Consider the following 12,220-nt stretch of genomic DNA (forward strand, 5'->3'; position numbering starts at 1 on the left):
TCCATAGACATGCATATTTATAATAAAAGCTATGCAATATTAAAATGATCTGCTCAATTTTCCGTATGATTTTTATTAATTTTTGCCATCTGCTCAGCTGTTATTCATCAACCTCCACATGACTGCTCCATCATCACAGCACGTAACCAAAATCCTTCACAACACTACACAGACAAAGACTTTTTCAGTTATACAATACCCGCATACCCTGCAAATCATTGCCGCATGTACCCGATATAGAATGACTGTGCCGTTAAAAACAAAATTTTCTGTTAAGCAATACTTCCCTTTCTTTATTTTTATCCTTCTTATCGGGTGTCAAAAACCCGAACCTCAACCTATTCAAGAACCGGTACAAAAACAATCACAACAAGATGAAACGGTAGATTTAAACCTATTATGCAAAAATCTTGAGAAAAACATGCTGGCCATTAATGCGGAACGCACCACTTTTGCCCTGGAACAGATTAATCAGGATCTCAAGTTATGCTTGCCGCTGTCTACCTTAGCAGAACAACAACATTTATTAAAACTGTCCAATCAAATGTACAACAACTTCCTTAGCGTGGATAGAACAGCGCCACAGCAAGTTGCTTTCGAAGAGTATGCTTTTGATTTATCGCAGCATCCGACCATTCAACAAAACCGTTTTGAACAACTGACGTTACGTGATCAATATTTATTAAAACATAAAGGGCAAGCTTATATAGAGCTGTATGATCGCGGTAAAGGCCAGATCAATTATCGCCGTAGCCCCGAATATTTAGCCAGAATTTTTGCGCCTTATATGCCGCAAGCCGAACAGGTCTTTATCGAAAATCTGGCGGCACAAAATACGCTGCCGGTATTTTCAGAGCATATCTTGATGATTGAACCGCATGAAATTGTGACCCGGGCTTTATTCTGGGAAGAATATTTAAATCAATACCCGAAAAGTAGCTATCGTAAAGATGCGGAATATCTTTTACAGATGTATAGCCTGTTTTTATTTAAAGGCATGCATGATTCGCCGGTCTCGGATACTTACCTGGATAAATATGCAGTACAAAGCAGTTCAATGGATGAAATTGAAAAATTAGCCCAGGTCAAAAACTCACATTTAGCGGTTCAAGTGAGCAAGTTTCTACAATTTCTACAGTTATCCGAACAGCAGCGCTTACAAGAAATTCCTGTTCAGCTTAGCCTCAAAGAACAACAGTCGATGTCTGAAAAACAGCTCACACTCAGACAGTTAGATGAATATTTGGGTTTACAAAATCTGAGCCTTTCCAACCCGCGTGACTGTTTTAGTGATGCCGTTTGTCTTTAAGCTGCCTGTCTGTCTCCGATCTGGATGCCAGCCGAAAAGCGATGTTTTATGTGAATGTTTTTTAGTACATGGACATGGTAGTATTGATTCATAGCTTGACGGAGCGCGAGTAACAACTCGCTGAGATCGCCTAAATTCTATATGCAAATATGGCATTTGAGGGTGAGTACCGTTGAACCTGATCAGGTTAAGACCTGCGTAGGAATCAAGCCATCAAAAAACCTAAGCCTTCAATTTATCCATGTTGATTTTTACAATCAATCTACCGGGATAAAAAGCCACGTTTTTGGTCGTGCTTGATTCGTTGATGTTATTCACAAGGATCATTACCATGGACCAATTAACGAATCGCTCTGCAACAGATATTTCCGCTCAACATGAGCAAGATGCCAAAGATCTCACCCGAATTTTACCCGCTTCCAGAAAAGTCTACATTCAAGGTTCGCGTAGTGACATTCAGGTGCCCATGCGTGAAATTTCCCTGACCGAGACCCCAACCGGTCTGGGTGGCGAACACAATCCGGCCATTATGGTGTATGACACTTCAGGCGTTTATACCGACCCGAACGTGGCCATTGACCTGAATAAAGGTTTGCCCAATGTGCGTGAAACATGGATTGAGGAACGTCAGGATACTGAACGTTTAGAGACGCTGAGCTCTGCTTTTGGACAGGAACGCCTGAAAGATATTCGCACCGCGGACATCCGTTTTGCCCATATTCAAAAGCCGCGTCGTGCTAAAGCGGGCAAAAATGTCACCCAGATGCACTATGCACGTCAGGGCATTATTACTCCGGAAATGGAATATATCGCCATTCGTGAAAACCAGCGCCAGCAGGAAGGTATCGATGCACGCCAGCATGCAGGTCAAAACTTCGGGGCCAAGAATCTGACGGAAATTACCCCTGAATTTGTGCGTCAGGAAGTAGCGGAAGGCCGTGCCATTATTCCGGCCAATATTAACCATCCTGAAATTGAACCGATGATTATCGGACGTAATTTCCTGGTGAAAATCAATGCCAACATCGGTAACTCCGCACTCGGTTCCAGCATTGATGAAGAAGTAGCGAAAATGACCTGGGCGACGCGCTGGGGTGCTGACACCATTATGGATTTGTCGACCGGCAAAAATATTCATGAAACCCGTGAATGGATTATCCGCAACTCTCCTGTTCCAATTGGGACGGTTCCTATTTATCAGGCCCTGGAAAAAGTTGATGGTGTAGCCGAAGACCTGACCTGGGAAATCTTTAAAGACACCCTGATTGAACAGGCAGAACAAGGCGTGGACTATTTCACCATTCATGCCGGCGTGCTTTTAAGATATGTACCGCTGACGGCTAACCGCTTAACCGGAATTGTTTCTCGCGGCGGCTCTATCATGGCGCAGTGGTGTCTGGCGCATCATCAGGAAAACTTCCTGTATACGCATTTTGATGAGATCTGCGAGATCATGAAGGCCTACGATGTGTCCTTCAGTCTGGGGGATGGCTTACGTCCAGGCTGTATTCAGGATGCCAATGACGAAGCGCAGTTTAGTGAACTGCGTACCTTGGGTGAACTGACCCATCGTGCCTGGGAGCATGATGTACAGGTGATGATTGAAGGTCCGGGGCATGTGCCGATGCACATGGTCAAAGAGAATATGGACTTGCAACTGGAAGTCTGTAAAGAAGCGCCTTTCTATACTCTGGGGCCTTTAACCACTGATATTGCTCCGGGATATGACCATATTACTTCAGCGATTGGCGCTGCCATGATTGGCTGGTACGGTACCGCCATGCTGTGCTATGTCACGCCAAAAGAGCATTTGGGCTTACCGAACAAGAAAGATGTCAAAGACGGCATCATCACCTATAAAATTGCAGCCCATGCTGCCGATCTGGCCAAAGGCCATCCGGGTTCGCAAGTCCGTGATAATGCCCTATCCAAAGCACGTTTCGAATTCCGCTGGGAAGATCAGTTCAATTTGAGTCTGGACCCGGATACGGCACGTAGCATGCATGATGAAACCATGCCGAAGGAAGCACACAAATCTGCGCATTTCTGTTCCATGTGTGGTCCTAAATTCTGTTCGATGAAAATCACTCAAAATGTGAGGGATTATGCGAAAAATCAAACTAATGATGGACAGGATACAGAGATTGAAGCAGGTTTGAATGCCATGAAAACCAGCTATCATGAACATGGTCAAAAATTGTACCACAAGCTGTAATTCTTAAAAAAAAATCTTTTATTTTCATAAAATTCTCAGTTAGGATGAATGTATGCTTTTCATCCTGACTGAGCTATATGAATATTATTAAACAAGCCACATATAACAACGACCAAGTCAAAATTCAGTCGCGTGAATATCTTTTTCGTGGCTTCATTCAGGTTGAAAAAGTCAATCTCTGCCATCGTTTATTTAACCAGAGCAAATTCACTCCTGTTATGCAGCGTGAACTGATTCACCGCCCTGAAGCTGCAGGTGTACTGATTTATGATGATACCCAGCAAAAATTTGCCTTGATTGAACAGTTCCGTGTCGGTGCAATGGATGATCCAGAATCCCCCTGGCAACTGGAAGTGATTGCCGGTGTACTCGATGGTGATGAATCGCCGGAAAGCTGTATACGTCGTGAGAGCGTGGAAGAATCAGGCTGCGAGATTGACCAGTTACAGCATTTATTCAGCTTTTATCCTTCGGCTGGGGCCTGTTCTGAACTGTTTCATTTATATAGTGCCCAGGCGCATCTTCCTGAACACGGCGGAGTGTTTGGCATGCCGGATGAAGGGGAAAATATTCAGCTGCATATCATTGATTATAGTGAAATCAATACCTTATTGAGTAATGGCCGATTAAGGAATGCGCCAGTCATTATGGCCTTGCAATGGTTGCAACAACATATTAAAACAACAAGGAATGTCTAGGGAGTCGGACATGACTTTATACCAACCCAATGAAGACCAGCAAGACTGGACCATTATTCAGATTTCAGACACGCATTTGATGGATCAGGACGATCTGGAATTTGTAGAGATGAATCCGGAACACAGCTTTCATGCTGTGATGCAACAGATTCAGCAGCAATATCCGCATATTGATGCCATTATTCATACTGGGGATCTGGCACAAGTACCGGTCAAACAGACGTATACACGTTATTTATCTTATATGCAGAATCTTGGTATTCCCTTTTATCAAATTCCAGGCAATCATGATGATATTGATCTGTTCCCTTTCTATCAGCATAAAAATCAGGTACACGCCATTCATTTTGGCAGATGGAGCGTGCTGCTGCTAAACACAGCCGTAGGCGGCAGAATAGATGGCAGGGTTGAACCAGAGCAATTACAACAGCTAGATCAGCTACTGGCAGAACTGCAACAGCAATTTGTCATTGTGGCATGTCATCATCATCCTTTTGCCATGCAATCAAAATGGATCGATCAACATAAACTGAAAAACCCTGAAAACTTGACCGCTGTTTTAGCCAGGCATAGTCATGTTAAAGCGGTTATTTTTGGTCATGTGCATCAGGATTCGTGTCATGAATGGCAGCACATCCGGTTTTTCTCAACTCCGTCGACCTGTGTCCAGTTCAAACCTTTCAGTGAAAATTTTGCCCTAGATGACCAGGCCCCGGGGTTTCGTGTCCTGCATCTGAAAGCCAATGGTGAGCTTGAAACCCGAATTCAGCGTGTCCAAACAGTACGGCAACAAATTAATAGCGAAATTTCAGGTTACTAACTTTTCATTTTGCTTTTTTTCTATTACTTTATGGCTTCCGAAGGAAGCATGATCGATAGAATCCAAGCATCAAAGACTATCAAAAAGCACAAAAAGTCTATATGATGACGACCCTCGAAGGAGAATCTCCTTAGGGTTGGATAAAAACACTTGCATATCACCATATTTTTTGCGTATAGATAATACGCATATGATGAGGAATGCCCTATATGGCGAATGACAACCAAAATCAAGTCTTGGACGAACAAACTGATGTGGTAGATGAAAAATCTACCAAACGCGTGCGTAAAACAAAGCCAAAAGCGTCAGAAAGTGGTTCTACTGCTAGCTTATTTGGTATTGCACCTTATCAGCCTAAAAAAAATGAAGAATACATGTCTGAAGGACAGCTTGAGCATTTCCGCCAGATTTTATTGGCGTGGAAAGCAGAGCTCATGTCTGAAGTAGACCGTACCCTCAACACCATGCAAGACGAAAATACCGCATTGCCTGATGTTAATGACCGTGCCACACAAGAAGAAGAGTTTGCGATTGAACTCCGTACCCGTGACCGTGAACGCAAGCTGATTCGCAAGATCGAGCAATCCATCGAAGCGATTAAAAACGACGATTACGGTTTCTGTGAAACCTGTGGTATTGAAATTGGTCTGCGTCGTCTTGAAGCACGTCCAACCGCTACCCTTTGTATTGACTGCAAAACCCTGGCAGAAATCAAAGAGAAGCAAAATAACGGTTAATACTGTGTTAAGTAATCCCTCCCTGACCCTCCCTTTAAAAAAGGGAAGGAAAGCTGAAGAGAATTACGTGGGTCGGTTTGCGCCATCGCCAACCGGCCCTTTGCATTTTGGCTCGCTTATTACAGCAGTGGCCAGTTATTGCGATGCCCGTGCCCATCAGGGTCAATGGCTGATCCGGATTGAAGATACTGACATGCCGCGTATTTATCCCGGTAGTGAAGAACATATCTTGCGCTCAATCGATGCGTTCCAGTTTCAGCCCGATGCCGAGATCATTTTCCAGAAAGACCGCCTCGATATTTATGAATCTGTGATAGAACAGCTGCATCAGCAAGGCTGGGTCTATGCTTGCCAATGTACCCGAAAAATGCTCGGTTCCAATCATATCTATGCCGGAACCTGCCGGGATTTAAACCTGCCTTTTGATCAACAAGCCATCCGTGTCAAAGTATCGGATCAACAGATTTGTTTCACCGATCGCCTGCAAGGAACACATTGTTCCAACCTGCAACAGGACCTGGGCGATTTTGTGCTGAAGCGCCGTGATGGCATTATCAATTATCAGCTCGCCGTAGTGGTTGATGATTATCTGCAAGGAGTCACCCACGTAGTTCGCGGTGCCGACCTGCTGGACAATACCGAACGGCAAATCTGGCTCGGTTCGCTGCTGGGTTATCCGCAACTTGAATATATGCATCTGCCTTTGGCGATGAATGCTCAGGGACAAAAACTCTCTAAACAGAATCTGGCTCAAGCACTCGATCTCAAGCGTGCTCCTGAATTATTACAGCAAGCCATTCGCGCTTTGCACCAACCGGAAGTCGATTTAGACACGCCCCAAAATATGCTAAAACAGGCCATTGCGCAGTGGAATACAGACTTCATTCCACATACAACTGAGCTACAAGGCAGCTATTTATAAAACTCGGATTATCGTTAAGCTAAAAACATCTACAGCAGACAATGGCAGACTTAAAATGTTTTTTATCTTTAGTATTGGCCCTAAAACCAAAGTGGTCGAGAAAAATCCGTCTCTATGCCCGGTATGCAGAACGCGTAGCGCTTATGAATTGAAACAGCAAGGCAATTATTTTTCTTTATTTTTTATTCCACTGATTCCCCTCTCAAAAGCGAAAGGAGAATTTGTGCAATGCTTACATTGTGAAACGGAAATGCCGAGCACTGTATTAAACCATGCTCAGCCAGACTGATCGAATCAAAGCTAGAAGCTTGATTCTTCTTTACTTGGATTGGCTTTTTGCGTGGTGGCATCAATTTTCAAAATCAGGCTGATCATCACGGCACACATAATTAACGATGAACCGCCATAACTGATAAACGGCAAGGTCAAACCTTTGGTCGGTAACATGCCCATATTCATGCCGGCATTCACCAGGATTTGTAGCAAGAAAATAATACTGATGCCATAGGCCAGATAACCTGCACGCAAATATTGATATTGCAAGGCACGATGTCCAATCTTGATACAGCAGACCACCATCATGAAGGACAGGATCAATACGGTGCTGATACCGAAAAAGCCGAATTCCTCACCTAAAATCGCCAGCATAAAGTCAGTATGCGCTTCAGGCAGATAAGACATTTTCTGGATACTATGACCGAGTCCGACTCCCATCCATTCACCCCGACCAAAGGCCATCAGCGCATTAGACAACTGATAGCCGGTGCCCAAGGGGTCAGCCCAAGGATTGGTAAATGATAAGGCACGCTGTAAACGGTAAGGCTCAAAGATAATTGCGGCGGCCAAAGCAAATATAATCGCGATCAGGAAGAAAATAAACTGAATCGGCGGCGCGCCAGCCAGGAAGAAAACGCCTAAAATCATCAGGACAATCACCGCAGTCGCACCCAGATCGGGTTCCAGCAGGATTAAGCCTACAGTGATGATCATCACGCCGACCAAGCGGTATAGGCCGGATGCACTGCTTCGCACCTCTTTTGCCCGTCGTACCACATAATCCGCAGTAAAGATGGCCATCATGACCTTGGCCACTTCCGATGCCTGCAAGGTAAAACCGGCTATACGAATCCAGCGGGTGGAACCGTTGACTTCGGTGCCAGCAACCAGCACCACCGCCAGCAGCAGAATGGTCATAATCCACAGGGGAAAGGTATTGTTAAACCAAACATTCAGCGATACTTTATAAGCCAGAAATGCAGCTACACCTGCCACAAAAATGGAAATGCCGTGTCGGATTACATAATGAAATGCATTTTCATGTAAGCGGTCGGCATAGGGCATCGATGCCGATGCCACCATGATTGAACCGATACAAAGCAAGGCAATGACACAAAAAATCAGCACATTACGTGGCGTAACTTCAGCGGGAATTTTCGCTCCCCACTCATTGTAGACCTGATTAATTTTATTTATGGTCGTCTGAGCTAACCCAGCCATACAACTTTCCTTATCGTTCTTCTAAGCAAGTGTGTTCACACATTCAACAAACTGGTGTCCACGTTCACTATAACCTTTAAACATATCAAAACTTGCACATGCAGGTGACAGTAACACCACATCATGGGCTTGGGTATGTTGCTGGCATAATTCCACCGCTTCTTTTAAAGATTCGGCATGAAGCAATGTCGTGGTTCCTTCAATAGCGGCTTCAATAATCGGACGATCTTCACCAATTAAAACCGCAACTTTGGCATATTTGCTTAAAGACTCACGTAAAGCAGTGAAATCCTGACCTTTACCTTGCCCACCCAGGATGATTGCCACTTTACCCTGTTGCGGTTCAATTGCAGCCCCCAAACCATCAATGGCAGCCAAGGTTGCGCCAATATTGGTACCTTTAGAGTCGTTATAATAACGAACACCCTGTACTTCCTTGACAAATTCACAGCGGTGTTCCAAGCCTTTAAAAGTTTTTAGCGTCTCCAGCATGCTGTCCAGCGGCAAACCGATCGCTTCACCCAAAGCCAGGCAAGCCAAGGCATTGGCTACATTATGTGTCCCTTGAATGTACATATCTGTGCTTTTTAACAGGCGTTCACGACCACGTGCCAGCCAGATCGTGCCATTATCTTCTTTTAAGATGCCGTACTGATTTAAATCCGGTGCATTCAGGCCAAAGCTCTGCATGGGTGTGGTATCTGGAACCAGTGGACGAGTCAGTGAATCATCACGGTTAAACACGACTTTTTTCACGCCCTGGAAAATACGATGTTTTGCAGTGTGATAACCAAACATATCGCCATGACGATCAAGATGATCTTCACTCATGTTCAGTACCACTGCCACTTCGGCATTTAAATTGGAGGTGGTTTCCAACTGGAAGCTGGATAATTCCAGAATATACAGTTCAGGGTCATCTTTGGTTAAATCCAGTGCCGGACGGCCCAGGTTACCGCCTACCGCCACTTTCTTGCCGGCATCTTTGGCCATTAGGCCAATCAGAGTCGTCACGGTACTTTTGGCATTTGAACCGGTAATCGCCACAATCGGTTTATCGGTAGCACGGCGCAAAACCTGAATTTCACTGATTACCGGAATGCCTTGGGCAATCGCGGCCTGAATTTCTGCAATCTTTGGATCAAGCCCCGGACTAATCACAATTTCTTCAGCTTGTAATAACAGATCTTGATCAAGCTGACCAAAACTGGTCTGAACATCGGCAGGAATCTGGTCATGCCCGGGAGGTGTCTTTCGAGAATCTGTTACTGCAACGCGGTAGCCATGTTCATGTAAGAAATTGACTGCTGCAACACCTGAAATTCCGAGTCCTGCAACAACTTTTAATCCACCACGCTGTATTAACATTTTTGCCCCATTTTATGGTCTGTTTTTAAAACTGACAAAATGTTAGCACTTTGCTGTTTTGAATGCTTTTTCTGTTTTGACTTTATCTCGGCTTTTTTGTGTCAGCGCGTAAAAAAACCGTCATAAAAATGACGGTTTTGCAAAATTCTTATTTACGATGGAAATATGACCTGAAAGTTATTTCCATTTTACCGCTTGCACTTCAGATTTTTTCTGAACCGGGTCGGGATTTGCAGCACAGCCACAGCTTCCTCCGCAACCTGAAACCATCGCCGGTTTTAACCACTTTGCCAAAGCTGCCCAACCTTGCTTTTCACAGTGCTGAGACAATGCCGTGAAGACTGAATTTGATGTTCTGGGAAAAACTTTCTTAAACACCACGACAGCACTCCAAAGGACCAAAGCAGCCACAATCAGAATTTCAATCATTTCAGTCTCCTTTCACAGCCTTAAATCACACTATCCAAAGTAATGTGAAGCAATTTGATAGGTCAGGAATGACATCAGATATGCCAGACCAAACAGGTACAGGGTCATGAAAGACATGGTTTTCCACGACCCCGTTTCGCGGCGCACCGTCGCAAGCGTGGCCAGACAGTGCGGTGCATAGATAAACCACACCAGCAATGACAAACCAGTCGCCAATGACCAGCCCAATTCACCTGTGCCACCGATAATAGAGGCCAGACCCTGTGACATGGCATCTTCATCTACCGCAGAAAGTGCATATACGGTACCCAATGCAGCCACCACCACTTCACGAGCCGCCATTGCAGGAATTAAAGCAATACAGATTTGCCAGTTAAAGCCCAGTGGGGCAAAAATTGGCTGCATCACATGACCCAGCATTCCGGCAAAGGAATAATCAATTGCCGGGGCAGTAGCACCGTCCGGTGCTTGCGGGAAGGTACACAGGAACCACAGTAAAATAGACAGGGCGAAGATGATGCCACCGACACGTTTCAGGAAGATTTTGGCGCGATCCAGCAGACCAATCCACACGCTTTTGACATCAGGAAAACGGTAACTTGGCAACTCCATTAATAACATATGCTGTGACTTGTCTTTCTGGAAAAATTTCAGCACGGTCGCCACAATCAAGGCACTAACTATCCCGGCCATATATAGACCGAACAGCACCAAACCCTGTAAATTAAATATACCCCAAACCATTTTTTCCGGAATGAAAGCGGCAATCAGCAAAGCATAGACCGGCAAACGAGCTGAACAGGTCATCAGTGGTGCCACAAAAATCGTGGTTAAACGGTCACGTGGATCACTGATGCTACGGGTTGCCATAATGCCCGGCACCGCGCAGGCAAAACTGGACAGTAGCGGAATAAAAGCACGACCTGAAAGACCGGCTTTAAACATCAGCTTATCCAGCAAAAATGCCGCACGCGGTAGGTAACCCGATTCTTCCAGCACCAAAATGAAAAAGAACAGGATTAAAATCTGTGGCAGAAACACCACCACACCACCGGCACCGGCAATAATTCCATCCACCACCAGACTGTTGAGTAAGGGATGAGAAATCTGTGCACTGACCACTTCACCCAGCCAGCCAAAAAAGCATTCAATGCCATCCATGAATGGCGCAGCCCAAGCAAATACTGCCTGAAATACAATAAACATCATCAGGGCCAGACTGACCAGCCCCCCCACCGGATGTAAAAATATCTTGTCCAGAAAATCGGAGCGTTTGTCTTCATGGTCAACAAAAACCACCACATCTTTTAGCAGCTGAGCAATTTTTTCATGATTTGAACCCGAAATTTTGACATCACTCAGTTCAGCATTGGGCGTTCTAAACGTTTCTGCATCCAGTGCACCCATCAGGTTTTCAATCCCTGCATTACGTACTGCAACGGTTTCTACCACAGGAATGCCTAAACGTTGCGATAGTTTTTGCGTGTTGATCTGCATGCCACGGCGGCGTGCTTCGTCCATCATATTTAAGACCAGTAAAATCGGACGGCCCAGCTCAATCATTTCCAGAACCAAACCGAGATGCAATTTTAGGTTAGTCGCATCGACTACACATAGAAAGGCATCTTGCTGACCTTCTTCTGCAATTTTGCCTTGCACCACATCGCGGGTAATGGCTTCGTCCGGACTAGTGGCATTCAGACTATAGGTCCCGGGTAAATCCAGTACACGAACCGCACGAGCTGAAGGTAAAGTAAACTGCCCTACTTTACGTTCAACCGTGACCCCGGCATAGTTACCAACCTTCTGCCGTGTTCCGGTTAAATGGTTGAATAATGATGTTTTACCGCAGTTCGGGTTACCTACAAGGGCAATACGTAGCGCATCACTCATGCAGTGATCCCCTCTTCAATTTCAATTTTTTCAGCTTCAACTTTGCGCAGTGCGAAACGGGTAAACCCCACCTGTATCAGGATAGGATCACCACCAAAAATACCTTTGGTAATGACCTGAACTTTTGTCCCCGGTACAAAGCCCAAAGTTTCCAAACGACTCGCCACCAGATCAGTCTGAGCTGTATCACCATTCAAAGTACGGTTGACTTTGCGAATGATGGCCGTTTGTTTCACTTTCAAATCAGATAATCGCACCGCATCTAATCCTAAAATATTTGCTACAGTATACAAACAAATGAGAATAATTACCAAGTAAGGTTTGATTCCAAT

Annotated in this window: 12 protein-coding genes and 1 riboswitch; of the genes, 7 read left to right on the forward strand and 5 right to left on the reverse strand. The window is 44.9% G+C overall.

The window, feature by feature from the left end; genetic code table 11:
• Positions 1 to 118 precede the first annotated feature (118 nt).
• The 7 genes from GTU69_RS07895 to GTU69_RS07925 all read left to right on the forward strand — a co-directional run bounded on the left by GTU69_RS07895 (position 119) and on the right by GTU69_RS07925 (position 6,990).
• Complete coding sequence (locus GTU69_RS07895) at positions 119 to 1,309, forward strand: hypothetical protein (RefSeq protein WP_240921601.1); 1,191 nt, start codon at positions 119 to 121, stop codon at positions 1,307 to 1,309.
• Positions 1,310 to 1,398: 89 nt separating this feature from the next.
• Positions 1,399 to 1,531, forward strand: a riboswitch (TPP riboswitch).
• Positions 1,532 to 1,640: 109 nt separating this feature from the next.
• Positions 1,641 to 3,524 carry a phosphomethylpyrimidine synthase ThiC gene (gene thiC, locus GTU69_RS07900; RefSeq protein WP_166169571.1) on the forward strand — a complete coding sequence of 628 codons (1,884 nt, stop codon included), beginning with the start codon at positions 1,641 to 1,643 and terminating at the stop codon, positions 3,522 to 3,524.
• Positions 3,525 to 3,601: 77 nt separating this feature from the next.
• Positions 3,602 to 4,222, forward strand: a complete 621-nt coding sequence (locus GTU69_RS07905; RefSeq protein ID WP_166169573.1) for an NUDIX domain-containing protein — start codon at positions 3,602 to 3,604, stop codon at positions 4,220 to 4,222.
• A gap of 10 nt (positions 4,223 to 4,232) precedes the next feature.
• Positions 4,233 to 5,042, forward strand: a complete 810-nt coding sequence (cpdA, locus tag GTU69_RS07910; RefSeq protein ID WP_166169575.1) for a 3',5'-cyclic-AMP phosphodiesterase — start codon at positions 4,233 to 4,235, stop codon at positions 5,040 to 5,042.
• A 209-nt stretch (positions 5,043 to 5,251) separates the two neighbouring features.
• Positions 5,252 to 5,779: an RNA polymerase-binding protein DksA gene (dksA, locus tag GTU69_RS07915; protein WP_086174133.1), complete on the forward strand. Its 528-nt coding sequence runs from the start codon at positions 5,252 to 5,254 to the stop codon at positions 5,777 to 5,779.
• A gap of 22 nt (positions 5,780 to 5,801) precedes the next feature.
• Entirely contained in the window at positions 5,802 to 6,701 is a 900-nt protein-coding gene (gluQRS, locus tag GTU69_RS07920) for a tRNA glutamyl-Q(34) synthetase GluQRS (RefSeq protein WP_240921606.1), read from the forward strand.
• 55 nt (positions 6,702 to 6,756) lie between these two features.
• Complete coding sequence (locus GTU69_RS07925; RefSeq protein ID WP_166169577.1) at positions 6,757 to 6,990, forward strand: zinc-ribbon domain-containing protein; 234 nt, start codon at positions 6,757 to 6,759, stop codon at positions 6,988 to 6,990.
• An 11-nt stretch (positions 6,991 to 7,001) separates the two neighbouring features.
• On the opposite strand, the gene ftsW is transcribed toward GTU69_RS07925, so the two are convergent.
• The 5 genes from ftsW to GTU69_RS07950 all read right to left on the reverse strand — a co-directional run bounded on the left by ftsW (position 7,002) and on the right by GTU69_RS07950 (position 12,145).
• Positions 7,002 to 8,198, reverse strand: a complete 1,197-nt coding sequence (ftsW, locus tag GTU69_RS07930) for a putative lipid II flippase FtsW (protein WP_166169579.1) — start codon at positions 8,196 to 8,198, stop codon at positions 7,002 to 7,004.
• 21 nt (positions 8,199 to 8,219) lie between these two features.
• Entirely contained in the window at positions 8,220 to 9,566 is a 1,347-nt protein-coding gene (gene murD, locus GTU69_RS07935; protein ID WP_166169581.1) for a UDP-N-acetylmuramoyl-L-alanine--D-glutamate ligase, read from the reverse strand.
• A gap of 177 nt (positions 9,567 to 9,743) precedes the next feature.
• Positions 9,744 to 9,995 (reverse strand): DUF6587 family protein, encoded by a 252-nt coding sequence (locus GTU69_RS07940; protein WP_166169583.1) that lies wholly within the window; start codon positions 9,993 to 9,995, stop codon positions 9,744 to 9,746.
• Positions 9,996 to 10,025: 30 nt separating this feature from the next.
• Positions 10,026 to 11,888: a ferrous iron transporter B gene (locus GTU69_RS07945; protein WP_166169585.1), complete on the reverse strand. Its 1,863-nt coding sequence runs from the start codon at positions 11,886 to 11,888 to the stop codon at positions 10,026 to 10,028.
• Positions 11,885 to 12,145: a FeoA family protein gene (locus GTU69_RS07950; protein WP_086195419.1), complete on the reverse strand. Its 261-nt coding sequence runs from the start codon at positions 12,143 to 12,145 to the stop codon at positions 11,885 to 11,887. Before GTU69_RS07950 ends, GTU69_RS07945 begins: the two co-directional genes overlap by 4 nt.
• Between the last annotated feature and the right edge of the window lie 75 nt (positions 12,146 to 12,220).

The sequence above is a fragment of the Acinetobacter sp. SA01 genome (genome assembly GCF_011319235.1).
GTDB lineage: Bacteria > Pseudomonadota > Gammaproteobacteria > Pseudomonadales > Moraxellaceae > Acinetobacter.